23 protein-coding genes and 1 pseudogene are annotated in these 24,508 nt (G+C 58.9%); 16 read left to right on the forward strand and 8 right to left on the reverse strand.

Annotation, left to right across the window (positions count from 1 at the left end; translation table 11 throughout):
• Positions 1-236: hypothetical protein (locus BOO71_RS28505; protein WP_217694929.1), on the reverse strand; the 236-nt coding region annotated here is incomplete at its 3' end.
• Here BOO71_RS28505 and BOO71_RS21850 point away from each other — a divergent pair.
• The 4 genes from BOO71_RS21850 (at position 222) to BOO71_RS21865 (ending at position 3,627) form a co-directional block, all read left to right on the forward strand.
• A complete protein-coding gene (locus BOO71_RS21850; protein WP_217694930.1) occupies positions 222-533 on the forward strand; it encodes a winged helix-turn-helix domain-containing protein in 312 nt (103 codons plus the stop codon). The genes BOO71_RS28505 and BOO71_RS21850 overlap by 15 nt on opposite strands.
• A complete protein-coding gene (locus BOO71_RS21855; protein ID WP_254843259.1) occupies positions 530-1,096 on the forward strand; it encodes an IS630 family transposase in 567 nt (188 codons plus the stop codon). The genes BOO71_RS21850 and BOO71_RS21855 overlap by 4 nt, the downstream gene beginning before the upstream one ends.
• Before the next feature lie 157 nt (positions 1,097-1,253).
• Positions 1,254-2,324 carry an alkene reductase gene (locus BOO71_RS21860; RefSeq protein ID WP_075836051.1) on the forward strand — a complete coding sequence of 357 codons (1,071 nt, stop codon included), beginning with the start codon at positions 1,254-1,256 and terminating at the stop codon, positions 2,322-2,324.
• A 367-nt stretch (positions 2,325-2,691) separates the two neighbouring features.
• On the forward strand, positions 2,692-3,627 hold the full coding sequence (locus tag BOO71_RS21865) for an NAD-dependent epimerase/dehydratase family protein (RefSeq protein WP_075836113.1): 936 nt from the start codon (positions 2,692-2,694) through the stop codon (positions 3,625-3,627).
• A 373-nt stretch (positions 3,628-4,000) separates the two neighbouring features.
• On the opposite strand, the gene BOO71_RS21870 is transcribed toward BOO71_RS21865, so the two are convergent.
• The 3 genes from BOO71_RS21870 to BOO71_RS21880 form a co-directional block, all read right to left on the reverse strand.
• The gene (locus BOO71_RS21870) at positions 4,001-4,894 is read right to left on the reverse strand and encodes an NmrA family NAD(P)-binding protein (RefSeq protein ID WP_075836054.1); all 894 of its coding nucleotides are present in this window, start codon (positions 4,892-4,894) and stop codon (positions 4,001-4,003) included.
• Between the two features lie 389 nt (positions 4,895-5,283).
• Positions 5,284-5,739 carry a nuclear transport factor 2 family protein gene (locus BOO71_RS21875; RefSeq protein WP_075836056.1) on the reverse strand — a complete coding sequence of 152 codons (456 nt, stop codon included), beginning with the start codon at positions 5,737-5,739 and terminating at the stop codon, positions 5,284-5,286.
• A gap of 157 nt (positions 5,740-5,896) precedes the next feature.
• Positions 5,897-6,592, reverse strand: coding sequence for an SDR family NAD(P)-dependent oxidoreductase (locus tag BOO71_RS21880; RefSeq protein WP_075836058.1), 696 nt, complete (start codon positions 6,590-6,592; stop codon positions 5,897-5,899).
• Between the two features lie 113 nt (positions 6,593-6,705).
• On the opposite strand from BOO71_RS21880, the gene BOO71_RS21885 reads away from it, so the two are divergent.
• Complete coding sequence (locus BOO71_RS21885; RefSeq protein ID WP_075836060.1) at positions 6,706-7,560, forward strand: helix-turn-helix transcriptional regulator; 855 nt, start codon at positions 6,706-6,708, stop codon at positions 7,558-7,560.
• Positions 7,561-8,201: 641 nt separating this feature from the next.
• Here the strand turns inward: BOO71_RS21885 and BOO71_RS21890 are convergent.
• Positions 8,202-9,221, reverse strand: coding sequence for a sugar-binding transcriptional regulator (locus BOO71_RS21890; RefSeq protein WP_075836062.1), 1,020 nt, complete (start codon positions 9,219-9,221; stop codon positions 8,202-8,204).
• Positions 9,222-9,702: 481 nt separating this feature from the next.
• Between BOO71_RS21890 and BOO71_RS21895 the strand changes: the two genes are divergently transcribed.
• The 7 genes from BOO71_RS21895 (at position 9,703) to BOO71_RS21920 (ending at position 17,077) form a co-directional block, all read left to right on the forward strand.
• Complete coding sequence (locus BOO71_RS21895; RefSeq protein ID WP_075836064.1) at positions 9,703-10,767, forward strand: ABC transporter substrate-binding protein; 1,065 nt, start codon at positions 9,703-9,705, stop codon at positions 10,765-10,767.
• Positions 10,730-11,671 (forward strand): ATP-binding cassette domain-containing protein, encoded by a 942-nt coding sequence (locus BOO71_RS21900; RefSeq protein ID WP_254843256.1) that lies wholly within the window; start codon positions 10,730-10,732, stop codon positions 11,669-11,671. The genes BOO71_RS21895 and BOO71_RS21900 overlap by 38 nt, the downstream gene beginning before the upstream one ends.
• Positions 11,668-12,924: a sugar ABC transporter permease gene (locus BOO71_RS21905; RefSeq protein WP_075836068.1), complete on the forward strand. Its 1,257-nt coding sequence runs from the start codon at positions 11,668-11,670 to the stop codon at positions 12,922-12,924. Before BOO71_RS21900 ends, BOO71_RS21905 begins: the two co-directional genes overlap by 4 nt.
• Positions 12,925-12,950: 26 nt before the next feature.
• Positions 12,951-13,679 (forward strand): SDR family oxidoreductase, encoded by a 729-nt coding sequence (locus BOO71_RS21910; protein ID WP_075836070.1) that lies wholly within the window; start codon positions 12,951-12,953, stop codon positions 13,677-13,679.
• Positions 13,680-13,758: 79 nt separating this feature from the next.
• Positions 13,759-14,046: a hypothetical protein gene (locus BOO71_RS27290; RefSeq protein ID WP_139323111.1), complete on the forward strand. Its 288-nt coding sequence runs from the start codon at positions 13,759-13,761 to the stop codon at positions 14,044-14,046.
• 219 nt (positions 14,047-14,265) lie between these two features.
• Positions 14,266-15,339, forward strand: coding sequence for a zinc-dependent alcohol dehydrogenase (locus BOO71_RS21915; protein ID WP_083653735.1), 1,074 nt, complete (start codon positions 14,266-14,268; stop codon positions 15,337-15,339).
• 193 nt (positions 15,340-15,532) lie between these two features.
• Positions 15,533-17,077, forward strand: a complete 1,545-nt coding sequence (locus tag BOO71_RS21920; protein WP_254843257.1) for an FGGY-family carbohydrate kinase — start codon at positions 15,533-15,535, stop codon at positions 17,075-17,077.
• Positions 17,078-17,363: 286 nt separating this feature from the next.
• On the opposite strand, the gene BOO71_RS21925 is transcribed toward BOO71_RS21920, so the two are convergent.
• Positions 17,364-18,131 carry an SDR family oxidoreductase gene (locus tag BOO71_RS21925; RefSeq protein WP_075836074.1) on the reverse strand — a complete coding sequence of 256 codons (768 nt, stop codon included), beginning with the start codon at positions 18,129-18,131 and terminating at the stop codon, positions 17,364-17,366.
• 91 nt (positions 18,132-18,222) lie between these two features.
• On the opposite strand from BOO71_RS21925, the gene BOO71_RS21930 reads away from it, so the two are divergent.
• Entirely contained in the window at positions 18,223-18,651 is a 429-nt protein-coding gene (locus BOO71_RS21930; RefSeq protein WP_075836076.1) for a winged helix-turn-helix transcriptional regulator, read from the forward strand.
• A 315-nt stretch (positions 18,652-18,966) separates the two neighbouring features.
• On the opposite strand, the pseudogene BOO71_RS29345 reads toward BOO71_RS21930, so the two are convergent.
• Positions 18,967-19,899, reverse strand: a pseudogene (locus tag BOO71_RS29345) (IS6 family transposase).
• 81 nt (positions 19,900-19,980) lie between these two features.
• Positions 19,981-20,724 carry a type I methionyl aminopeptidase gene (gene map, locus BOO71_RS21950; RefSeq protein WP_075836119.1) on the reverse strand — a complete coding sequence of 248 codons (744 nt, stop codon included), beginning with the start codon at positions 20,722-20,724 and terminating at the stop codon, positions 19,981-19,983.
• Between the two features lie 752 nt (positions 20,725-21,476).
• Here map and BOO71_RS21960 point away from each other — a divergent pair.
• The 3 genes from BOO71_RS21960 to BOO71_RS21970 are packed head-to-tail and all read left to right on the forward strand — an operon-like array spanning position 21,477 to position 24,506.
• Positions 21,477-22,511, forward strand: a complete 1,035-nt coding sequence (locus tag BOO71_RS21960; RefSeq protein WP_075836082.1) for a carbon-nitrogen hydrolase family protein — start codon at positions 21,477-21,479, stop codon at positions 22,509-22,511.
• Between the two features lie 23 nt (positions 22,512-22,534).
• Positions 22,535-23,569 (forward strand): threonine aldolase family protein, encoded by a 1,035-nt coding sequence (locus BOO71_RS21965; protein WP_303046773.1) that lies wholly within the window; start codon positions 22,535-22,537, stop codon positions 23,567-23,569.
• Position 23,570: 1 nt separating this feature from the next.
• Positions 23,571-24,506 (forward strand): PhzF family phenazine biosynthesis protein, encoded by a 936-nt coding sequence (locus tag BOO71_RS21970; RefSeq protein ID WP_075836086.1) that lies wholly within the window; start codon positions 23,571-23,573, stop codon positions 24,504-24,506.
• Positions 24,507-24,508: the final 2 nt, after the last annotated feature.

A 24,508-nucleotide genomic window follows, 5' to 3' on the forward strand; every position in this document is an offset into this window, starting at 1 on the left:
ATACGGACTCCGATTAAATCTTGTAGACTGTCCAGATCAAAAAATTCTTCTCTTCCATCCAACTCCAGCACTCCGCTGACGACTTCTGGGCCATTTATCGGGCCAGTACCTGCGCTGTGGAGCGGCGCAGAGCGCAGTTCTTTGCCTTCCTTGCGGAAGGCAGAACAGAAACTGAGCTTTTGGAACTGACCAAATACTCCGTCTCTGGGGCGCGTCACATTTTGCAGCGGTATCACACCCTGGGGCTGGACGGTTTAGGGGATGGCCGGGCGCACAACCAGGGCGCACCCACGGTGCTGAGTCCAGATGAACAACAGCAGCTTGCTGTCCACCTGCGACACGATTTTGATCAGGGCATCGTCTGGGACGGCAAAATGCTCCAGCAGTGGATTCAAGAACAGTTCGGTAAAAAGGTGTATCTCAGCCGAACCTATGAATTCATGCGTCTGGCTGGGTTTTCGCCACAACATCCCCGCCCCCGACATGTCGGGGGCGACGAGGCAGCCAAAGAAGCCTTCAAATCAAAGTCCTGACGGAGCGGCTTCGCGCAGCGGAGCGGCTCCACCCCCACGTTTCACTTTGGGCAATGGACGAACATCGGATCGGATTGCAGCCCATCACGCGGTCTCTTTGGTCCCCCACCGGTCAACCAGCCATCCGTCCTGTTCAGCCACGTTACGAGTGGCTCTATCTCTACGCCTTCGTCTGTCCTGAATCTGGAGCCAGTCAGTTCTGGCTCGTTCCAGAGGTCACCAAACAGGCTTACCAGCTCGTCGTTGCCGCGTTTGCGGCCAGTCTCGGCGCGGGTCCAGATCATCATGTGTTGCTGGTCGAAGATGGCGCGGGCTTCCATGTCCCTCCTGTGGAGGGACATCCCCCAGGCATTGAAACCATCACGCTCCCGCCCTATTCACCAGAACTGCAACCCGTGGAACGGGCGTGGAATTTGACCGACAGACCACTTGCGAACCGCTGTTTTGATTCTCTCGATGAGCTTCAGGATGTGCTGGGCCGCCAATGTGCCTGGCTTGAAACTCAGCCTGACCTGATCACCCAACACACCTTATTTCACTGGTGGCCGCTCTGCACAAATTAATCGGAATCCGTATAAGACGTGAAGTCTGGGTGTCCCGTCTCAGTTCAGCCCCAGTGCATCTGGGCGTTCGCCCGTTCGTCAGCATTCACCCACCAACCTGGAATGCCCCCAATGTCTCGTCGCCCCTCAACTTCATCACCATCAGGAGATCATTGTTATGACCAAAGCATTTGAGCCGTACCAATTCGCGGGCAAAACCCTGAACAACCATATCGCCATGGCCCCGATGACCCGCAGCCGCGCCCTAGAGCCGGGCATGACCGCCACACCGCTGATGGCAAACTACTATGCCCAGCGTGCCAGTGCTGGATTGATCATTACTGAAGGCATTCAGCCGTCGGCGGTTGGTCAGGGGTACACCAACACGCCTGGCCTGCATTCAGCCAAGCAGGTCGCAGCCTGGAAAGTGGTCACGGACGCCGTGCATCAAAAAGGCGGCGTGATCTTTGCCCAACTGATGCATACTGGCCGCATTGGTCATGCCAGCCTGTTGCCGGATGGATTGGTTCCGGTGGGGCCTTCTGCGCTTCAGGCTCAAGGGCAGGTGTTCACTCACGAAGGCCCGAAGGATTTCCCCGTCCCCAGAGAACTGACCGAGGAAGAGATTTTTCAGACCATTCAGGATTTCGCTCTCGCGGCCCGCAACGCCGTCGCTGCCGGATTTGACGGCATTGAACTTCACGGCGCAACCGGCTACCTGATTCACCAGTTTCTGGCCCCGAACGCCAACCAGCACACAGACCAGTGGGGCGGCAGCGCCGAGAACCGGGTCCGCTTTGCCACCGAAGTCGCCGCAGCCGTGGTGCAGGCCATCGGTGCTGACAGGGTTGGCATTCGGATTGCCCCCGGTGTCACCCTGAACGATATTGCCGATGACAGTGACCTAGACGCGACCTACGGACTGCTGGTTTCCAAACTGGCTGACCTTAACCTGGCCTACTTGCACCTCATGGAAAGTGCTGGGCGCGATTTGACCGACCGGCTGCACGCGGCTTGGCCCAATACCTTCATCCTCAATCCCCAGACGGGCAGAACACCGACCGGCGCTGACGCCCTGGACCTCATTGACGCTGGCGTGGCCGACATGATCGCTTACGGGGTGATGTTCCTCGCTAATCCTGATCTTCCCGCCCGTCTCGCTGCCGGAGGCCCCTACAACGCTCCCAACCCAAGTACCTTTTACAGCGGCACAGCGGAAGGCTACACCGATTACCCCTTCCTAGACTAAAACCCATCCAGGCAGGATTGACCGCTTCATCTGCGAAGGTTGACTCTTCCAGGATACCCTCTACTGTGCCTGTGCCTGATTGCGAGAAGCTTCTCTGGCACAGGCGCACTGCGTCTCCACTCATCCCGTCAACTGAATAGGTCATGTCTTGGGCGTCTGAACACAGCTCCTGACCCCGGAGTTTCACAGGATCAACGAAGTGCCAGTGCTAAACTTCAAAGGGTATGAAACGCCTTCCCAGACGGCCTGAAGGCCAGCTCACTCAGGCTCTGAAGAGGGTCAGGACTGCGGCGAATACGAAAATGATACCCGCTTACTTCAAGGTATGTACTTCCTTTTGGTAAGCAAATATTTTATCGTAATAGGCATGAATATATTTCTGACAGGAGCAACAGGTTTTATCGGAAGCGTCATCGCGGAGAAGCTCCAGGCGGCAGGACATCAGGTCATTGGTCTGGCGAGGTCGGAGGCCTCTGCTCAACTGCTCCAAGAGCGCGGCATCAGCAGCGTGCGGGGCGGTCTGGAGGACATCTCGGTTTTGAAGGACGCCGTTCGCAGCGCCGACGGCGTCATCCACACCGCTTTCAACGCACAGGACTTCGTCGGCAGCGTGGAGACCGACAAGCAGGCCGTTCGGGCGATGCTGGCGGAGATGGCCGGAAGTGAGAAGCCATTTATCCTGACCAGCGGGACAGCCCTTCTCGGTGATACCGGCATCACCGTCTTTGACGAGCAGACCCCCATTCCGCCCTTCCCACCCACTGCTGATCCGGGCCTCAAAGCCCTCAGTGAACGTCTCCAGATCGAGCAGGAAGTGCTGGACGCGAAAGGTGTGCGGGGCATCGTGCTGCGGCCCCCGAACGTCTATGGGCGCTCGAACGGCCAGTCCATCGTGAATGTATTGAAGATGGCCGGGCAGCGCTTGGGAGCTGTTCCCTACGCCACGGGCAGCGCCGATCACAAGTGGTCATTCGTCCATGTCGATGACTTGGCCGACTTGTTTGTGCTGGCCGCAGAACACGCGCAGGGCGGCGAGCTGTTTCACGCGGCGGGCGAATATGGGATTCGGGCGAAAGCCATTGCTGAAGCGGTCAGCCGCTCTCTTGGGCAAGACAGTCAGACGACCGAGCTGGACATTCCAGACCTCGGCGCGGCTTTGGGGATGCCGTCAATGGCCTTTTACTGGGCGAGCAACAGCCAGTCCTCTGCCGAGAAGGCTCGGCAGGTGCTGGGGTGGCAGCCCAAGCACACCCGGATGCTTGAAGAGATTGCCCAGAATTCTATCAGCCTGTCGGAGCATTGATTTAGGCTCATCCTGGGTTCCGGGGAGCTGAGACCAGAAGCGAGGTCAACATCGGCTGTAACAGCGAAAACCCGCGACAACAGATGTTATGCATCGTCTGAAAGAACGCGAGATAGAGTGGCAACCACCGTTGCGAAATCTCTCGGTGGGGTCGCAACCAAGAACGGAGTAAGCCCGCCCCTGCAATTGGGATGCGAGATCCTTGATAGCGTTGCCTCTCGCCTTGCCCATCTTCCTTTCCTCGGTGCTGTCCATCTCGGCAAGGGGTTGGACTGACCGGACCCCCTTCCTGTGGGAAGAGCAGTTGGGGCGCGGGCCTCACAAGACCTCGGTGTTGTGCTCTGCGCTCCAGCCGTTGTGGTCCCCGGAGTCTTTAGGACTCACTAGGTCCGTGCCTGCCTGCCCTGTGCCGCGCAGCCTCAGCAAAGACCTGGGCGGGTGTCAGCGTACCCGCAACCGCTTTGGTGCCTGGCATGCCGAAGTGAATCCAGCCAGAGTTGAAGCCGTCCTGCATCTCCTCCCACATGGCCGTTTTGTCGTCTGGCAGGCCCATCGCGCTCAACGCGCCGGTCCAGCGGTCACGGGGGAGGGCCTGCGCCTGCACGTCTCGGCCCAGCACCTCACCCATGGCCCTTGCCAGGTCATCCGGGCTGACAGGCGATCCCAGTTCCACGATTTTCTTGCCGTCCCAGGTGCTCAGCAACAGGCGCGCGACCTCGTTGCCGATATCCTGCGAGGCGATCATCGGAAAGGTCTGGTCTGTCGGTTGGAGGAAGCTGTTGAAAATGCCGCTGGACGCCGCTGGCCCGAGCGCCCCCAGGTTATTTTCCAGGAACCCGCCTGCCCGCACGAAGGCGATGGGGAAGGTGACGTCGCGCAGTTCCACTTCAAGCAGGTGGGTCTGGGTGATGTTGCCCAGGCCACTGGACTGTTCCGACCCGACTGAGGACAGCACAACCAGTTTTGGCGGTGAGGATTGGTGCAGCGCCTGGGCCACGCTGGCGTTAATGGCCCTGGCCTCCGGGAAGTCCGGCGTGACGCCGAAGGGAGTGGGCTGCATGATGAAGGCACCCTCCACACCAGCCAGCGCGTTGGTCAGGGCCTGGGCGTCGGTCAGGTCGCCCGGATGAAGTTCAACGCCGAGATTTGCCCATTTTTGGGCCTTCTGCGGGTCACGGACCAGCGCGCGCACTTGACGCCCCTGGTCCAGCAGCTGCTGTGCGGCGGCTCCGCCAACTCTCCCGGTGATGCCTGTGATCAAAAGCATATTCTGTCCTTCCTTTGGGCGAGGAGATACACAGACCACTGCGAGGGTCATTGTCATCTATGTTCGAAGAACCGACTCAAGGATGACCTGCTGCCAGCGTGTCAATGGCGTGCTTTCCCGTGAGCGGAGTCAGGGGAAAATTGGCCGTGGGTCCGCTGTGACCGACGTTGGCGCATGCCACTGTTGAACACAGGAAGCAGCCTCTCAAAAAGCTGCCTCTTCATGAGCGAACCCGCAACGATAGACCTCAGTAGCCGTATCATTCTGTGTTCAGTGGCGGTGTTTGTTCTGCCTGGCGTGTTGCTTGGTAATCTATCGAACTCGGCATTGCTACATCCGAACTGTTCCGTGGCACTTTTCAATGGATCTATAAGGAGCGTGTACTTTTATCAAACGCGGAAGCCTTCGCCGGAAAACGGACTGTAATCCAGATAGAGGTAGGTGTAGGCGCGGTGGCTGAAGCGCCAACCGTTCTCCGTCTTCACCAAAATGTCGTCGAAATACCCGTACGTGGTGTAGTACACCTCGTTGGGCCCTTTGGCCACCTCGTAGATGAGCCACCGTGCAGTGGCGCGAGCGCCGTCTAGCTCGATCACGCCAGGATTTACGAACTCAACGAAGAAGTCTTTGTTGGACCGCAATCCGTGGAACAAGGTCATGACCTCCTCAAGGCCCTGGCAGGAAGCGGCGTTCGGAGCACCAATCATCCAGGTGGCGTCTGGGATCCACAGCGCCCGAAAACCCTCAATGTCGTTCCGAGTCGCAGTGTCGGCGAAGCGGGCGGCCAAGGCACGAATGGCCAGTTCATCCTCAAGACGCTCAAACCGTTCTTCGAAGCTGGGCATAATAGTTCTCCTTGTCTGGTAAAGCTGTGGATGGGTGTACATCCGGAGTGAAACATGTGGTCTTTCCTCGAGGGAGGCGTTCATGGCTGGGGAGAAGTGACAGAAGCGTATTGAACAAGCTGATTGTGAGCGGGACGCAGCAAGAAGTGGCTTGTTCCTACCAGGCTACGGGGCCGCCGCGACTGACGAACCGGCCCGTGCCAGCGCCACGGCTTTCAGTCGCCAGGGTCACGACTGCATCTGTGCCTTCCGTGACGGTCTGGTAACCGCTGTTTCCATTGAAGTCGGTGGCGGTGTAGCCGGGATCCACCGCATTGACCCGGATGCCGGGCAACGCCCTGGCGTACTGGGTGGTCAACATCGTCACGGCGGCTTTGGAAGCCGTATAGAGCGGAGCGATGGGCTTGGATTCGACGCGCTCGGGATCGTGGGTGAGTGCAAACGAACCCATTCCGCTGCTGACGTTGATCACCGCCGGGTTCTCGGAGAGCTTGAGCAGCGGCAGGAAGGCGTGTATGACGCGCACGATGCCGATAACGTTGGTGTCGAAGATCTCTGTGGCTTCAGGACCAGACAGTTGCTCGGCGGGGAGCGCTGAGCCGACAATCCCGGCATTGTTGATCAGCACGTCAAGGTGGCCCTCGTGTGCCTGAATGTCGGCGGCGGCGCGGGCGACCGATTCATCGTTCGCGACGTTGATGGCCACAAATCGGGCACCGAGTTGGTCAGCGGCAGCCTGGCCACGCTCCAGGTCGCGGGCACCGATGATGACAGTCTGGCCGAGTTGGACGAGGCGGCGGGCGGTTTCGTAGCCGAGGCCCTTGTTGGCTCCGGTGATGAAGGTGATGGTCATGGCGCTACTCTCACGTATCAGCAGACTGACAACCAGAGACGGCGCAACGGTAGGACCAGCAATACCACCCTGAGCGACAGTGGCGAAACGTGTGCTGAGCTAAAGTGATATAGATGACATACGCGGAAACGAGCTTGGCAGCGACGCTTCGGGTGTGGCGTGAACGACTGAGTCCTGACGAGGCTGGCCTCCCCTCAGGTCGGCCTCGTCGGGCAGTCGGTCTTCGCCGCGAGGAACTCGCCGATCTGGCAGGTGTTTCAGTTGATTACATCATCCGGCTCGAACAAGGCAGGGCGACCAATCCATCTGGACAGGTTGTGGCTGCGCTGGCCCACATCCTCCAACTCACCCACGCTGAACGCGAGCATCTCTACCATCTGGCTCGGCTCCACCTGCCAAGCAATGAGGTCATCAGCGATCACATCTCGCCCGGTGTGCAGCGGTTGCTCACCCGTTTAGGGGAGATCTCGGTCGCGGTATTTTCGGCTGATTGGCGGATGGTTTGGTGGAACTCTAGCTGGGCTGCACTGCTCGGTGACCCGTCTAAGGTCGCGCCGGAGCACCGCAGCTTAGTCGCTTCACGCTTTCCTACCCCTAATAGCCATGGGTGCGTGGCGGCTTGGCCAGTCCGCATCGGCAACCCTGAGGCAAGCGACCGTGCGATTGTCGCCGACCTGCGGCGTGCAAGTGCGCGTTACCCCGCAGACGACCGCCTGGCCGAATTGGTGCGCTGCACGATTCAAGGGAATGCCCACTTCGCGCAACTCTGGCGCGCCGGTGCCATCGGCGAGCACAGTGAGGACCGCAAGACGATCGAACATCCGATTGTCGGTGAGATTACTGTCGATTGCGACCACCTTTCTGCTGGCGATACCGAACTCAAGATCGTCGTCTTGACGGCTCCAACTGGCAGTGAGGACGCCAGCAAGATCGAGCGCGCGCGCGCCTCAGCCCTCATCTACGCGTAGGGTTGAGTTGCTTCAACTAGCGTCATGAAAGCTGGGAGTCGGAGTAGCCTGAACTGAGCGTGACCCGGTTTTGCGGCTCTTCCGCTGCTTCTATGCAGCAGGGTATTTCACCTCTCCGACTTTCCAAGATCTTAAAACTGATGTCATTTAGAACAATCAATTCTAAACCAGACGCAGCTCTTTAAGGTCAGGGGCGAGTTCAAATTGCACGGAAATGCCGGAAGAAGCGGTTGTGCGCAGATGAGGATAAGCCTCGACAATAGGTGATCTATTAAAGTATGCGGAAACGGGCATTTGTGCGACCCAGAGGGCGTCCCATAGAAATCAGCGTTCCTGGATTGCGTATCTCTATTGCAAAATTCAGAGCAATGGCAATAGGTTTTCGTTAGCAGCGTCGTCCACGACGCTGCTAACGGTAGGCGTGTCAGACAGTGAAACTCGACCTCTCATCGAATTGGACAAAAATCGGGCCTTCGCCAGGTTGAGCCCAAGTTAAGGCAACACAGCCGTACTGAAGGCTATCCCACAAACTTTTCGACTGCCGCAATGAGCCTGACTGATTTTTGATCCTATTTGGCATTTCGTGATACGGACGCTATTCGAGGGCCAGGTCAGGCGACGCAACTACGATAACGCCTGACTTATTTCCCTTCACCGACTATCTGCTGGCGACCAATATTAATGGCGTCTTCCATTTGCAGCAGAGTAGTGGCGTTGGAAACACTGGTCGCCAGTGTGTTGATTGCCCCGGTTCTGAGCGCCCCTAGAATGGCCGTCACCTTGGACGGCTCACTTGCCATAGCGATCACATTTGGAATGCGTTTCAGGTCATTCACGCTCAGACCTACCACCCGGCCCTGAATCTGGGTGGCGGCGCTACGACCATGAATATCTAAAAAGTCGTAACCCATTAAATCGCCGACTGTACCGATGCGTTTGGCCTCGGCCAACTCACTCGGTGAAAACCAACCCATGCGAACCATGTTGCTATCGGCAGACATATCGCCTACGCCGACCAACGCCAGATCGGCGCGGCGGGCTTTATCCAGCGTCTGGCGAACCGTGGGATTAGCACTGAGTTGCCGGGCGACTTCGGGACTGCCCATCAGGGCGGGGGCGTACAGCGTTTCGCTCTGGCCGCCGAACTGCGCAGCCAGGCGGCGGGCAATATGATCCGGGTTCATGGCCTCGCCGCCCTGATACGTGCCGCCGATGGCACACACGAATGCGCACTCACGTGGCGCGGTGGAAATCGCGTGGTCTGAGACCGCGTTGATGTTGCGGCCCATGCCCACCGCCACGATCATGCCGTCTTGCAGTGTTTTATCGAGGTACCCGGCCACCAGACTCGCCAGCATCCCGCGCTGCTTTTCCGGGTCGGCATGGTCGGGTGTCAGAATAGCCCGAAGAATCCCGAAACGCTGAACCAGCGCACGCTCCACATCATCACTCTGCTTCGGACTTTGCCGAACCCGGATTTCCACGATGCCCTCGTTCTGGGCGCGGCGTAACATCCGGCCAACAGTTGCCCGCGAGACGCCAAATTTCTTGGACAGCTCTTCTTGAGTCAGCCCATCGATGTAATACAGAGTCGCGAGGCTGGTCAGTTCGTCACTGTTGTAGCGGTCGAGAGGGACAGAATAATTTGGCGTGAGCGACATAGGACTCCTGAATCGATAGGGAATGAACTAGACAACGTGGGTAAGGCCAATCAGTCAGCACCAGAGATTTTAGAGCTTGAACGTATGCATGTGGGCATTTGTTCTGAATTTTTTCTCAATCTGTGAGCAAAAGATCAAATAGGCTCTTTTTACATACCCCTCTGTCCTCCGAAAGTCAAGAGGTGAGAGTGGGCCACTCGACAGTTGTTTCCCTGCCAGTGCAATCGATTGGTACTTTTACCCTTTATGCTCGGAGATTTGGCAAAGCTTCGTGCAAGCAATGCGTTTGAAAAAAGTAAAGAGGTTGACAGGTGAATACCCCCGTGCTTAACTATTGCTCAGCCAAAGCTCAAATGCTCAACACTTCTGCGGGAATCACCCGGACTGTTTCGGACTGCTGTGTCTGATTCAGACGGCTCTATTCACTTCCCAGCTTTGGCGATGACTCTTCTGCACACTGATTTTATTTTGGAGGAATTTTATGAAACGTACACTTGCTCTTTCCGCCGCTTTGCTGAGTGCCGTTTTTGGCATGCAGGCCAACGCCCAAACATTGAGCAATGCGACCGTCGCGTTCCTCATGCCAGATCAGGGCTCCACGCGCTATGAGGAACACGACTATCCGGGCTTTGCCGCTCAAATGAAAAAGCTGTGTCCGAGCTGCAAAGTGATTTACCTGAATGCGGACGGGGACGCCACCAAACAGCAGCAGCAGTTCAACTCCGTGATCGCACAGGGCGCAAAGGCAATCGTCTTGGACGCAGTCGATACGGCGGCGGCGGCGGCGTTGGTCAAGCGTGCCCAGGGGCAAGGGATCAAGGTCATCGCGTATGACCGTCCGATCCCGAACGCGGTGGCCGATTACTACGTCTCTTTCGACAATGAAGCGATCGGCAGGATCATTGCAAAGTCACTGGTCGACCAACTCAAGAAGATGAAAGTGCCGACTGGTCAAAGCGGCGTTCTACAAATCAACGGTTCGCCAACGGACGCTGCCGCTGGCCTGATCAAGAAAGGCATTCATGCAGGCCTCGCGTCCGGAGGGTACAAGACCCTCGCCGAATACGACACCCCAGAGTGGGCACCGAGCAAGGCTCAGCAATGGGCAAGCGGCCAGATCACGCGCTTTGGCAAGCAGATTGTTGGCGTCGTCGCCGCCAATGACGGCACGGGCGGCGGCGCGGTCGCTGCGTTCAAGGCGGCGGGCGTCAACCCGGTTCCGCCGATCACCGGCAACGACGCAACGATTGCGGGGCTGCAGTACATCGTCGCAGGTCTTCAGTACAACACGATTTTGAAGCCAAGCGAGATCGTCGCAGGCGCTGCTGCAGACCTGGCCGTAGCGCTCCTCAAAGGTGAGAAGCCCAAGGCCAGTACGACGCTCTACAATACGCCGTCGAGGCTCTTCGTACCGACGTTGATCACTGCCGAAAATCTTAAGGCTGAAGTCATTGATAAGAAGCTCAACGGTCAGCCAATTGTCGCTGCCGCTGTGCTTTGTAAGGGGTATGAAGACGCTTGCAAAAAGCTTGGCATTAACCCGTAAGCGTTGTGAAGGGGGTCGTCCGCTGCAACAGGCGGACGACCCTTTTGCAAAGTTCTTCCAATCAGCAAGGGGAAGGCGAGATGAAATGAGTGAACATCTGGAAAGTGCAGTCCCTCGTGGAGAGCCAGTGCTTAGTCTGCGCGGCATCTCCAAAAATTTTGGTGCCGTCTCTGCACTCACCGATATCAACTTTGACGTTCATGCTGGTGAAGTTGTCGCGCTTGTCGGTGACAACGGTGCGGGCAAGTCGACGCTGGTCAAGGTTCTTGCTGGCGTCCATCAGCCGAGCGCAGGAGAGATTTTTTTTGACGGTAAGCCGGTCAAACTGACCGATCCATCGACGGCACTTGATCTCGGCATTGCGACGGTCTTCCAGGATCTTGCCCTGTGCGAGAATCTCGATGTCGTCGCCAACATTTTTTTAGGGCGAGAAAAGGGACCCTGGCATCTCGACGAAGTCGGCATGGAAATTCGCTCCTGGACGCTCCTCAACGAACTCTCGGCGCGCATTCCAAGTGTGCGGGAACCGATCGCCTCACTTTCGGGCGGCCAGCGCCAGACCGTTGCCATCGCCAGGTCGCTCCTGCTTCAGCCAAAACTGATCATGCTTGACGAGCCAACAGCGGCCCTCGGCGTCGCGCAGACGGCGGAAGTGCTTGACCTGATCGAGCGGGTGCGCGCGCGTGGCCTTGGCGTGCTCATGATCAGCCATAACATGGAGGATGTGCGTGCCGTCGCCGACCGGATCGTTGTGCTTCGGCTCGGGCGCAACAATGGCATTCTTACGCCCGACGCTTCAAACGAAGAACTGGTCAGCGCCATCACAGGCGCAACGGAAAATTCGGTTACTCGGCGTGCCGGGCGTCGCGCCCAGCGCGAACATTCCAATGAGGCAAGCTCATGAGTCAGCCACCAGACGGCTCTCCCAACACCCCGCTGCTCGACCGCGCCGACGTCCGTGTCAAACATGCGACCGGCATCAGCGGCGCTTTTGAGGCATTCATCACCCGCGTCAAATCAGGTGATCTTGGTTTCCTGCCGGTCATCGTCGGCCTGCTCATTATCTGCACCGTTTTCCAGATTCTCAATCCGGTCTTCCTGTCGAGCGCCAACATCGCCAACCTGTTGTTCGATTCCTCGACGATTGGTGTGATTTCGCTGGGTATCGTCTGTGTTCTGATGGTGGCGCAGATCGACCTGTCGGTCGGTTCGGTCAGCGGCTTCGCCTCAGCACTTGTTGGCACCTTGTGGGTCAATCAGGGGTGGCCCGTGCTGCTGGCCATTGTCGCAGCGCTCGTCATTGGTGCGCTCATCGGCGCAGCTTACGCCTTTCTCTTCAACTGGCTCGGCATGCCAAGCTTCGTTTCAACCCTTTCAGGGCTGCTTGCCTTTCTTGGACTGCAACTCTTTCTCCTCCGCTCGACTGGCTCGATCAATCTGCCTTTCGAATCGCCGCTGGTTTCATTCGGTCAGCTCCTAACGGTGCCCAACTGGTTATCCTATGCGCTCGTTGCTTTGGCCGCAGTTGGTGTCTTCCTGACAGACTACCGAATTCAGCAGCGTCGTAGGACGTCTGGTCTGTCAACACAGCCGATGGGTACGGTCGCGATCAAGGCGTTGGCGATTTTGGTAGGTCTGGAACTCATCGTTTTTTACCTTAACCAGACGCGTGGCGTGCCGTGGATGTTCGGGTTGTTTGTTTGCCTGGTCATCGCGATGAATTATGCTTTGAAGCAGACGCAATGGGGGCGTGCGATGACCGCTGTTGGCGGCAATCCCGAAGCTGCGCGGCGTGCAGGCATCAATGTGACCCGCATTTACATGAGTGCTTTCATGATCTGTTCGACGCTGGCTGCCCTTGGTGGCGTGCTGGCGGCGTCGCGGCTGGCTTCAGCAAGCCAGCAGGCCGGTACCGGCGACGTCAATCTCAACGCCATCGCTGCGGCTGTGATCGGCGGCACCAGTCTGTTCGGTGGACGCGGCAGCGCTTATTCGGCCCTGCTCGGCATCATCGTCATTCAGGCGATCTCCAGCGGTCTGACGCTGCTCGATCTGTCGTCATCGCTTCGCTACATGATTACTGGCGCGGTTCTGGCAATCGCCGTCATTGTCGATTCCCTGTCGCGGCGCTCGCGCATGTCCAGTGGCCGTGGCTGACCTCAACTTTTTGGAGACGTTTATAAATGACACAGACACTCGCAGGTAAGGTTGCGGCAGTGACGGGTGCCGCCTCCGGGATCGGACTTGAATGCGCGAAACATATGGCCGCTGCAGGTGCCAAGGTCGTCCTGATCGACAGAGCAGAAGGGGCGCTCATTGAGCAGTGTGCCGAGATCGGCCCTGGCGCCATTCCACTTGTCATCGATCTGCTTGATAAGAGAAGCGTCGCAACGATGATGCCGCAGATTCTAGAGGCCGTGGGCCAACTCGACATCTTTCACGCCAACGCCGGTTCTTACATTGGTGGTGAAGTCGCGACAGGCGATCCCGACACCTGGGACCGGATGCTTGACCTGAACATCAACGCTACTTTCCGCACTATTCAAGCCGTGCTGCCTCATATGATTGAACGAAAGAGTGGCGATATCATCGTGACGAGTTCAGTCGCTGGTGTGGTACCGGTCGTGTGGGAGCCAATCTACACGGCGTCCAAACATGCCGTACAGGCTTTTGTCCATACGGTACGCAGGCAGGTAGCCAAGCATGGCCTGCGTGTTGGTGCCGTTTTGCCGGGGCCGGTCGTCACGGCGCTCATCAATGACTGGCCTCAGGCCAAACGCGACGCAGCTCTGGCGGACGGGAGCCTTATGGAAGCCAACGAAGTCGCCGAGGCCGTTATGTTCATGCTGACACGGCCACGCAATATTACGATCCGTGATCTCGTCATCGTCCCCCAGAGTCTTGATTTATAAACTGTAGCGGTTCTGATAACTCAACCGAAATAGGCTGACTGTCCGCGCCCAACGCCAAGTCCTAAATTTGCCCAAGACCATGCAGGCGATCGTCGTCTATGCCCCCGATGATTATCGCCTGGAAGAAGTGGAAGTGCCGCGTGCCAGATCCGACAATATTATCGAAGTGGAAGCCTGTCGGATTTGCGCCAGCGACATCAAAACCTTTCACGGCACACAGAGTTTGTGGGGCGGCTCCGGACAGCCCAGTTGGGTCAAAGTGCCCATGAATTCGTGGTCCATGCCATGGAAGTCGGCGAGAACGTCGCCAAAAAAAGTGAAACCATATCTAAAGTCGACAATTTGTCTCTTTTTCAAGCTCGTGTAGCGTTCTTTAAGTTCTGACACCAGAGAATCCCAATCATGAGAATTTGGCAAGTCAGTTTCCGACTTTGAAATCGGCTGGCTTCAAAAACGCACTTCGCCTCTCATACTCCATCGAGATATCAGAATTTCCAGAACGCTGCACGAGGTGCCATCCCTAAAATGGAATGCCAGTGACAACCTCTGATTCACAACAAGTCGCCGCCTCACAAGGAGAGCCACCGTGACCACCACCAGTTTGCCCGACTCCAGAACGTCAGTCAATGTCATGATGCCCGCCGCCATCATGCGTGGGGCACATCATATCGAGTTCGGCCAGATTGAAAAGCCCGTCGTCAAGTCGGGTGAGGTGCTGATCCGGGTGCTCGCCAACAGTGTGTGCGGCTCCGACCTGCATTATTGGCATGAAGGCAAGATCGGCTCGGCGGTGGTCAGCGCCCCCTTTACGCCTGGCCATGAGTTCGCGGGCGTGGTGGTCGAGGGCACAGGTGAGCCGCATGGCCTTCCCGACGGCACGCTCGTGGCGGTTGATCCGGCCCAGCCCTGCCACCACTGCTACTGGTGTCATCAGGGTAACCATCATCTGTGCCCGAATATGGTGTTTGTCGGCGCTCCGCCGTGCCCCGGCGCGATGGCTCAATATATCGCGGTGCCCGTCAGCACGGCGTTCATCATGCCGCCAAACTTCACGGCGGTGCAGGCCGCCCTGCTGGAGCCGCTGGGGGTTGCCATGCACGCGCTCGACCTGGCCAAACTGCGGCCCGGCACGCATCTGGCGATTCTGGGTGCGGGCACCATCGGCCTGTATGTTCAGATGCTGGCCCGCATCAGCGGCGCTATGAGCATCGCCATGATCGAGCCGCAGGCGTACCGCCGAGAAAAGGCGCTGGAATTGGGCGCAACTTCCGTCTTTCCCGATACCGAAAGTTACCTCGCCTCGGTCAAAGACACGCCCACGCGCGGCGCGGACGTGGTGATAGAGGCCACCACCAGTCCGCACGGGCCGCGCCACGCCACCGAAGCGGTGAGAATTGGCGGCAAAGTGGTGCTGGTGGGTATTCCCGACGGAGACGAGTTCACCCTCACAGGTTCGCAGGTGCGGCGCAAAGGTTTGACCATCAAACTCTCGCGGCGCATGGGCAACATTTATCCCAGAGCCATTGAATTTGTGCAAAGGGGCATTATCGATGTCAATGCTGTCGTGACCCATACGTTGCCACTCTCGCAGGTGCGCGAGGCGCTTGAGATGCTGGCCGAGTACAGAGATGGAGTCATTAAAGTGGTGCTGGAGCCGTGAAGGGGTTGCAAAACGTGGTTGAAGGCGCTCCGGTGCTCCTGACAGTCAGCGATCCCTGGTCGAGTTCATTGTGCCTAGCAGCCGGTGTACGGCAATTCGGTGGGCAGGGACTTCGCCTGAAACGCCTGCATGGCCGACGCTCTGCTCAAACCGCTCCGCCTTGTGTGAGTCGTGCAATCGTTATGCTCAAACCATGCGATATCCGGCTCCGGAAAACCGAACGATGAAGTGGGGCGAGTCGGCAGATTTGCTGCTGGGTATCGATGTTGGGACTTACAGTAGCAAGGGCGTGCTCACTGACCTGAGCGGAATGGTCTTGCGCTCAAAGACGATCCCGCACGGCGTCTCACTTCCCCGCCCTGGATTTGTTGAGCAAGACGCAGACAGTATCTGGTGGCGCGATGTAGTACAGATCATCCAGGCGTTGATCGAGGGTGAAGATGCTGCGCGCATCGCTGGAGTCGCGCTGAGCGCCATTGGACCATGTCTGCTGGCGCTTGATGAGCATGGCGTGCCGCTGCACCCCGGAATTCTTTACGGCGTCGACACCCGTGCTCATGCCCAGATGACATCGCTCGAGGATGAACTCGGTGAGGCCACCGTCTTCGCGCACAGCCGGATGGCATTCACCAGCCAGGCCATTGGGCCGAAGATTCGTTGGCTACGCGAAAACGAGCCTGAGGTCTGGGCCAAGGCGCGCACGCTGACCACCGCGAGCAGCTACCTCTGTTACCGTTTGAGCGACCAGTGGGTGATCAATCACCACGAAGCCAGCCACTTCATGCCGCTGTATGATCCTCAAACGCTGACCTGGTCGGACCGCTTCGCAGGCGCAGTTCTTGGCGACAAGGATCTGAGCGTCCTGCCCCGCCTGGGTTGGAGTGATGAATTGGCCGGGTTCGTGAGCCTTCAGGCGGCGGCGGAGACGGGCCTACGCGAGGGCACGCCTGTCGCGGTTGGAGCGGTGGACGCGCTCAGCGAGGCGTTGAGTGTCGGAGTCGTCAACTCTGGCGACCTGATGATCATGTACGGCTCAACCACGTTTTTCATTTTGGTAGAGGCCGCACCAGTACCTGATCCCCGGGTATGGACGGTAAATGGGGCTTACGATGGACAGTTCAACTTGGCAGCGGGCATGGCTACCAGCGGCAGTTTGACTCGCTGGTTTGCCGACGAGCTGGCCCGGGACTTGCCCGAAGAGGACGCTTACGATCAGCTCTTTGCAGCGGCTGACGGTGTACCGCCCGGTGCTAACGGAGTGCTGCTGCTCCCATACTTCAGTGGTGAGCGTACGCCCATTAATGACCCAAAAGCGCGGGGTGTGATGGCGGGCCTCAGTCTCTCGACCACCCGCGATGACCTCTTTCGCGCCACACTCGAGGGCGTTGGCTACGGAATCCGGCACAATATCGAAACCTTCCGTCATCTGGGGGCACAGGTAGAGCGCATCGTGGCCGTTGGCGGCGGAGCCAAGACCACGACCTGGCTTCAAATTGTGACGGACATCTGCGGCGTGGTGCAGGAAGTGCCCGCGCTGACGATCGGGGCCAGTTATGGCGATGCCTTCTTGGCTGGGCTGGCGGCTGGCAAATTGAAACGTGAGGACTTGCAGACCTGGGTCAGGCCGGGCCGCATCATCAAGCCGGACACTTCAAACCAGGCAGTTTACGAGCGTAACTTTGAACTTTTCAAGCGGCTGTACACCCAGACCAGGGACGTGGTGCACCAGCTCAGTTGACATTGGAGATCTGAAACTGATCTTGCTAGGGTTTTGCTTAGAGCCTATTCGGAAAGTGGAGCGTCTGTTTTGATTAAGGTGCGCTGGGAGGGCGTCTGCGGTTCACCCCCTCCCCAACCCTCCCCCATAAAGAGGGAGGGAGCAGAAACACTGTCTGAGTCATATTAAATCTGATACTCTCCTTCGACTTCCCGAATAGGCTCTAAACCCTACCCACATCAGCCGGACAAACTTTTAGGATCGGCTCGGCCTTTCTCGTTGCAAGAAATATAGTTGAACGGTGACTTTATGGCTTCCGCGTTGCCGTGAACATATCGTTCATCCGTTTGAAAAAAGCGTCATGTTCGCCGCGCCTCTCAGCGAAGCGTTGGGCGTGGACCCGCTCCACCAGCACTTCTCGGATGTCTGGCTGCGTGGTCAGAATCTGCATCGTCTCGGCGATGTAGTCGTCTAGTGGCATGGCGTTGGGGTCATTGGCCTGCCGCTCACCCTGCAACATCGTTTGAACGTAGGGCGGCACCAGCTCGATCACCTGAACATTTGTGCCTTGAAGCTGGTAACGCATGGCCTGGGTGTAGGAATGAATGGCCGCTTTGGTGGCGCTGTAGGTGGGATTGAGCGACAGCGGCACGAAGGCCAGACCTGAAGAAACAGTCAGCACGGCGGCCTTCGGCTGCTGCAACAGATGCGGCAGCAACGCCGAATTCAGCCGGATGGGGCCGAGCAGGTTGGTGGTGATGTGCGCCTCGGCAGTATCCGCCTCGCCCATTTTAAGATCCTCTTCTTGCATGATGCCCGCGTTGTGGATAACGGCGTTTAGGGCTGGATGGTCCTGAACAAGTTTGACGGCCACGCGCCCAATATCGTCCGCGTCGTCCACGTTCAGTACCACCGCTTTCATGCCGGGATGGGCGGCCACCGTCTCGTCCAGCGTTTTCTGGTTGCGCCCCGTGATGATGACTGTATTGCCCAGCCCGTGAAACGCCGCCGCCAGCGCCTGCCCGATGCCCGAATTGCCGCCTGTAATCAGAATCGTGTTGCCCGTCGTTTGCATGATGTTCTCCTTGACCCGATGCTAGACTGATCGCAGTCGATTGGGAAGTAAGCACCACGAAGTTCCATACATACCTAAAGGAGAGTGTCGTATGACAGCAGGAAAGTTGGACTTCACCGCACCTTACGGCACGCCTCCCGAACATACAGACCCCCAACTCGATGCCCTAGTGCGCGAGATCATCGGGCGGGTGGCCGACAAGTGGACCATGCTGATCCTGGAGACGCTGGAGCAGGAGGGCCGCACCCGTTTCACGCGGCTGGGCGAACTGGTGGGCGGTATCAGCCAAAAGATGTTGACCAAAACACTGCGCCAGATGGAGGAGGGTGGGCTGGTCACCCGGACCATCTACCCGGTCATTCCGCCCAAGGTGGATTATGAATTGACCGAGCTGGGCCGCAGCCTGAGTGCGGCGTTCTGCGGTGTGTGGGTCTGGGCCGAGCATTACCAGGAGGACATAGAGGCGGCGCGGGCAGCCTTTGCGATCCACAAGGCAACGGCCAGCGACACATCCACCTGAATCGGACCATGCTCACTTGTTTGACAACGTGATAGGCGGCGAATTGAATGATGTGTGGTAGGTAGACCTTTCCTCAAACTGTGGGCCTGGGAGGTTACGGAGTACGGCAACGTCCCACCCATGCCGCAAGTGTTTCGCAAGTTGAGTGAAGCTCACCCTAGCCTGGTGCCCGTCCCCCGCGAATTGCCGGGGGCAGAACAGGCGCACGCCCTTCTGGACGGTGCAGTGGACGCGGGTTTCCTGAGTGAGCCCTTTGTAGGGTTGTGTTGCCTTAACTGGTCTCACGGCAGACTGAGGGCAGGGGTGGCCTGAGGTTTAGGCCACCCCTGCCGCGACCGTTAACCACGTCTGGAACGCTTGTTTCTGATTGCTTCGTCTGGTCGTGGTGGGAACGCTGGTTCGGGCGTGATGGTGAAGGTTCTCGATTCGGGCGTGCAGCCTCAGAAATTCTTGCGCTCGTTTTTTTCGTTTAAGTCCCTGTTGTCGTCGTTCCTGACACCGTGTCGATTGGTGCGATTGCTCAATGACATTGTTGCAGCGAGCCGTGGAAATCACGTGCTGATGGTCGACCCCATGCAGGCTGGGAAGGTCACGGATCGCAGCTCCGTAGCTCTGCACTGAAGAACCCTGCACTGAAAGTACAGGGATTCATAGTGCGACTGAAAGTCGCCGTCAACGCCACAGCATTCCGCCTATCTGCACGCCATACCTTGAGCTCAATGTCCCACTGACACGCCAGGGTTTCTCTTCTGACTGCCCAGCCGCTCAGTTTTTCGTGACGGCGCAGGTCTGAAAGACTTGCACTAAAGTGCATGGCTCATCCCCAGCGGTTTCGTAGAGTTGATCCGTGTGGATGACCTCTGGAACGTCGTATTCGCCCATAAGACGCGTCAAGAGGGTCTTCGCGGCTTCGGTATCTCGATGCCGTTGAAGGAGAATGTCCAGCACGAAGCCGTGCTCGTCCACCGCCCGCCATAACCAATGTCGGACGCCATCCACCGTCGTGCAGACCTCGTCCAGGGACCAGCGGGAACCCCGTCGGGGTTCCCGCTGGCGCAGTCCTTCTGCGAACAGGGAACCGAACTTAATGCACCACTCGCGGAGGGTCTCATGGCTGACTTGAATGCCGCGCTGGTGCGGCAATTCTTGAACATCTCTGTAGCTGAGCGGGAAGCGGTGATAGAGCCACACAGCGTGCTGAATGATGATCATTGGGAAGCGGTGTCGATAGGGCTTGGCGTCGGTCACGGATGATCACGCTACCCCAATCCGGTTAAGGCAACACAACCAACGAGGGAGTGGGACACGGGCCGTGAGCTTCAAAGACGTTTACGCCGTCAGGATCAAAGGCTTATTGCCTGTAATCATGATGGTGTGCTCAAAGTGTGCCGCCAGGCCGCCGTCTGTGGTGCTGAGGGTCCATCCATCCCGAAGTGTTCTGACACGGTGAGACCGCCCTGCTGAAACCATCGGCTCTACAGCAATGATCAGCCCCTCATGCAATTTCATTTTGTCTATGGGGCGGTAGTAATTCGGCACATTTGGTTCCTCATGGATGGCACGTCCAAGGCCATGTCCAAATAAGTCCCGGAGCACCACAAATCCACGGCGTTTAACCTCGGTTTCAACTGCCTTGCCGATGGTATTGACGGCGCGGCCTGCCTTGGCCGCAGCCAGGCCCGCTTGTAGCGCGGCCTCCGTACATTCAATCAGGCGCATGACCACAGGGGACGCTGGAGGAACAGCAACAGTGACCGCTGCGTCGGCAATGTAGCCGTCCACGAAGGGCGTGACGTCCAGACTCACGATGTCCCCTGCTTCCAGGGGACGTTGGGTTGGGAGGCCGTGAACGATGTCGTCGTTGACGCTGATAAAGACGTTGACGGGTGCGCTGTAAATCATTCGTGGCGCAGATTTAGCCCCTTCGCGTTTGAAGACGGTTCCGGCCAGAGCGTCAAGTTCAGCGGGCGTGATCCCCGGACGGATGGCGGCCTTGAGGGTGCGGAGTGTTTCAGCAACCACGTACCCTGCACGCTTCATGCCTTGCAACTCGGCTTCGGTAGTAACGGTCATAACCCACTCTAGGTTATGTAGAGTCCCCGAGTCACGAGTGAACGGAGTGGGGATCACTGCTCGTCTCCGAAGGCACCGAGGTGGTGCAACGTGGGGATCGCCGTGTCGTCGATCCCCATTGGCAGCGGGCGCTGAGTCATCTCAAGATCGGTCTCCGGGCGGTTTATGACGCGCTGAGCCGTGGTCAGGCAATCTTCTCTCATCTGACGCTCCAGGGGAGCCTGACCCTGAGCTACTGGGTCAGCGAAGACGCCCCCATGCCTCTCCTCAAACCATTCTTGAAGTTGGCTGGCAGCTCGTTTTCCGTCCAACCTCCTAAAATTTGTCAGGCCGCCAGGGCCATGCCCTCCATCTTTGCGGAGCACATTCACTACATCAGCAAAAAGATCTCCGAGCTGTCGGCAGCACGTCTTCGTGCGGATATCAGACGCGTTGTGTTACGCAGCCTGAATCGCGAAAAGGGCAAAGTCGAACTCAGATCGTTCGGACGCCAGGGGACAGCGATTATGGTCTGCAAAGCTGGGCGTCGAGTCCGAAAAGCGGGGGGCCACTTCACCCTCCATTGGCATGTGCCGTGGCCGGGCCGTCTGTCATCCCCGAACTGCCCCGCCCGCAGCGACGGCTCTCCTGGTGGATGTGGCGCTAGTGTCAGGGTACCTCTGGCCTTCCAGCGTCAGGAGAAGGCGGCGTATCGCCCTTTACTCGTCTTCCCATTGCCCAGGTCTGTCAGTTTCTCTCAAAGGACTCCCCATATGCCTACCACGTTCAAAGCCGCTGCTTGCCACGTCTCGCCCATCTATTTTGATCTGGACGCCACCATTGACAAGACTTGCGACCTGATCGCCGAAGCGGCGGGCAACGGCGCGGGCATTGTGGCATTCCCCGAAGCTCACATCTGCGCCTTTCCGGTCTGGTCTGGCGTGCGTGCGCCCGTGGAAAACCATGATTTTTTCGTGCGGATGGTCAAGAGCGCCGTGACCATTGACCATCCGGCCATTGACCGGGTACGCCGCGCCGCCCGTCAGCACGGCGTGGTCGTCTCGCTGGGCATCAACGAAGCGTCCAAGGTCAGTGTGGGCTGTATCTGGGACACCAACGTCTTGATCGGCACCGACGGCAGCATCCTCAACCGTCACCGCAAACTGGTGCCGACCTACTGGGAAAAGCTGACCTGGGCCAACGGGGACGGCAGCGGCCTGCGGGTGGTGGATACCCCGGTGGGCAAGGTGGGAGCCTTGATCTGCGGCGAGAACACCAATCCGCTGGCCCGCTACAGCCTGATGGCGCAGGGTGAGCAGGTGCATATCGCCTCGTACTCGCCGTGCTGGCCGACCCACCCCGCTGGCAGCACGGAACGCTATGACCTGGCCTCGGCCATCCGCATCCGCTCCGGGGCGCACAGCTTTGAGGCCAAATGTTTTACCATCGTCTCCTCGGGATTTTTCAGCGACGCTGCCGCCGATCTGATCTGCCGGGGAGAACCCGCCGCCCGCGCTCTGGTGGACAGTTCGCCGCGCAGTGTGTCCATGATCATCGGCCCCACTGGATCGGTCATCAGTGAGACCCTGCAAGACGAGGAGGGCATCGTGTACGCCGATGTCAACCTGGACGACTGCATCGTACCCAAGCAGTTTCACGACGTGGTGGGCTATTACAACCGCTTTGACGTCTTTGATCTGCGCGTCAACCGGGCGGCGCTGGAACCCGCCACTTTTCTAGATGACCCCATCGCTTTTGAGGACTCCGCCATGCCGCTTGGTCTGACGGACACCCTGGAAGCGCTCTGAGCGCTGCGCTGCACGTCATTGACCTGTACAGCGACACCCAGACCCGGCCCACCTCAGGAATGCGGGCGGCGATGGCTGGGGCGGTGGTGGGCGACGAGCAATCCGGCGACGATCCCACCACGCTGGAACTGTGCCGGGTGGTGGCCGACTTGCTGGGGCAGGAGGCGGGCGTGTTCATGCCGTCCGGCACCATGTGCAATCTGGTGGCGATCCTGACGCACACGCGCCCCGGCGATGAACTGATCTGTGACCATGAGTCGCACATTTACGGTACCGAGGCGGCGGGCGCGGCGGCGCTGGCGGGTATCTCCATCCGGGCCATCACCTCGCCGCACGGGGTCTTTGACGCCGCGCAGGTGCTGGAGATGATCCGGCCCCGGACGCGCACTGCGCCGCGCACCACGCTGCTGTCGGTGGAGCAGACCACCAACTTCTCTGGGGGCGCGGTCTGGCCGCTTGCTCAGCTTCAGGCGGTGCGAGACCTGGCCCACGCACACGGACTCAAAGCGCACCTGGACGGCGCTCGGCTGCTCAACGCCTCGGCTGCAACGGGTATCAGCGCCCGCGAGTACGCCCTGGGCTGGGACAGCGCCTGGATTGATCTCAGCAAAGGGCTGGGCTGCCCAGTGGGCGCGGTGTTGTGCGGCAGCAGCGCGTTTGTAGAGCAGGCTTGGCAGTGGAAGTACCGTCTGGGCGGGGCCATGCGGCAATCCGGGGTGCTAGCGGCGGCTGGCCTGTACGCCCTGGAACACCATTTGCCGCAACTTGTCGCTGACCACGCCAACGCGCAGACCATCTGGCACGTTCTGTCGCCGTGTGGTGCGCTGCGCTTTGATCCGCCGCAACCCGCTTCAAACATCCTGCGGTTTGGGTTCACGTCGCCGCTGGTTACGGCGCATGAATTCGCGGCCCGCTGCCTGAAAGAAGGGGTGCGGGTACGGGCCATCGGCAGCGACTTCGTGCGGGTCACGACGCATCTGGATGTCTCGGCCAGTGAGGCGCAACTCGCGGCCCAGACGATGCTGGCGGTGGCCCAGAGCCTGTCACAGGGAGGTTGAGATGGAGAAGCTGCCCTACCACGTCGTGGACGTGTTCTCGGACGCGCCCCTGCGCGGCAATCCGGTGATGGTGGTCCTGGTGCAGGCTGAACTGGACGCCGCGCAGATGCAGGCATTCGCGGCCTGGAACGGCATGCCGGAAACGGTGTACCTGCGCCGGCCAGCAGAAGCGCAAGATGCCGACGCCTATCAAGTTCGCATCTTTTCACCGCGCACCGAACTCGCCTTCGCCGGGCATCCCTCCCTGGGTGCCGCGCATGTGGCGCTGGCCTGCGGCCTGGTGTCGCCACCACCGTTCACGCCGACTCAGGGCGCATTCAGCACGTTTGAGGGTCAGGAAAGCACCCTCTGGCAGCACAGTCCGGGGACTTCAGCCCAGATCAAGGTTCTCCAGCATCCTTCTGGCAACGTTGAACTGTTTGTCAAAACGCCAACGCCGGGGACGGTACGCCCACTGACTGCCGGGCAGGCCAGCGCCGTGTGTCAGGCCACCGGGTCAGCCGTTGAGTGCCTCGTTTATCGGGTGAGCGCCGGAGCCAACTGGGTGGTGTTCAAACTCGGCAGCGCGGCAGACTTGGCGTCGCTCTCCCCGGACATGCCCACCATTGAAGTCCTGAGCGCCGAACTGGGGGTGTCGGGCGTTACGGTCTACGCGCCCACTTCTGCTGGCGAACGCGGACAGTTTGAGGTCCGCTCGTTTGGCCCGGCCATCGGCGTGCCAGAAGATGCGGTCTGCGGCGGTGGAAACGCCTGCGTGGCGGCGCTTGAGCATGAACTGAGTTATGCCCAGTCGTCAGGCACGCCTTACCTAACCCAGCAAGGCCGCTTCGTTGGGCGTGAGGGCTACGTTCACCTGATTGGCCCGGTTGAAGATCAGCGCTTCTGGCTTGGTGGGACGGCCACAACCGTAATGACCGGGGCGGTCAACTTTGCCTGAGT

This window comes from Deinococcus marmoris (assembly GCF_001949125.1).
Taxonomy (GTDB): Bacteria; Deinococcota; Deinococci; order Deinococcales; family Deinococcaceae; genus Deinococcus; species Deinococcus marmoris_A.

Bases quoted from the DNA above. Each gene is read 5' to 3' on its own strand.
- BOO71_RS21960 (WP_075836082.1), top strand. From the start codon at position 21,477: ATGCCTACCACGTTCAAAGCCGCTGCTTGCCACGTCTCGCCCATCTAT.
- BOO71_RS21905 (WP_075836068.1), top strand. From the start codon at position 11,668: ATGAGTCAGCCACCAGACGGCTCTCCCAACACCCCGCTGCTCGACCGC.
- BOO71_RS21970 (WP_075836086.1), top strand. From the start codon at position 23,571: ATGGAGAAGCTGCCCTACCACGTCGTGGACGTGTTCTCGGACGCGCCC.
- BOO71_RS21890 (WP_075836062.1), bottom strand. From the start codon at position 9,221: ATGTCGCTCACGCCAAATTATTCTGTCCCTCTCGACCGCTACAACAGT.
- BOO71_RS21865 (WP_075836113.1), top strand. From the start codon at position 2,692: ATGAATATATTTCTGACAGGAGCAACAGGTTTTATCGGAAGCGTCATC.
- BOO71_RS21875 (WP_075836056.1), bottom strand. From the start codon at position 5,739: ATGCCCAGCTTCGAAGAACGGTTTGAGCGTCTTGAGGATGAACTGGCC.
- BOO71_RS21920 (WP_254843257.1), top strand. From the start codon at position 15,533: ATGCGATATCCGGCTCCGGAAAACCGAACGATGAAGTGGGGCGAGTCG.
- BOO71_RS21870 (WP_075836054.1), bottom strand. From the start codon at position 4,894: ATGCTTTTGATCACAGGCATCACCGGGAGAGTTGGCGGAGCCGCCGCA.
- map (WP_075836119.1), bottom strand. From the start codon at position 20,724: ATGACCGTTACTACCGAAGCCGAGTTGCAAGGCATGAAGCGTGCAGGG.
- BOO71_RS21930 (WP_075836076.1), top strand. From the start codon at position 18,223: ATGACAGCAGGAAAGTTGGACTTCACCGCACCTTACGGCACGCCTCCC.
- BOO71_RS27290 (WP_139323111.1), top strand. From the start codon at position 13,759: ATGCAGGCGATCGTCGTCTATGCCCCCGATGATTATCGCCTGGAAGAA.
- BOO71_RS21910 (WP_075836070.1), top strand. From the start codon at position 12,951: ATGACACAGACACTCGCAGGTAAGGTTGCGGCAGTGACGGGTGCCGCC.
- BOO71_RS21895 (WP_075836064.1), top strand. From the start codon at position 9,703: ATGAAACGTACACTTGCTCTTTCCGCCGCTTTGCTGAGTGCCGTTTTT.
- BOO71_RS21900 (WP_254843256.1), top strand. From the start codon at position 10,730: ATGAAGACGCTTGCAAAAAGCTTGGCATTAACCCGTAAGCGTTGTGAA.
- BOO71_RS21885 (WP_075836060.1), top strand. From the start codon at position 6,706: ATGACATACGCGGAAACGAGCTTGGCAGCGACGCTTCGGGTGTGGCGT.
- BOO71_RS21880 (WP_075836058.1), bottom strand. From the start codon at position 6,592: ATGACCATCACCTTCATCACCGGAGCCAACAAGGGCCTCGGCTACGAA.
- BOO71_RS21925 (WP_075836074.1), bottom strand. From the start codon at position 18,131: ATGCAAACGACGGGCAACACGATTCTGATTACAGGCGGCAATTCGGGC.
- BOO71_RS21860 (WP_075836051.1), top strand. From the start codon at position 1,254: ATGACCAAAGCATTTGAGCCGTACCAATTCGCGGGCAAAACCCTGAAC.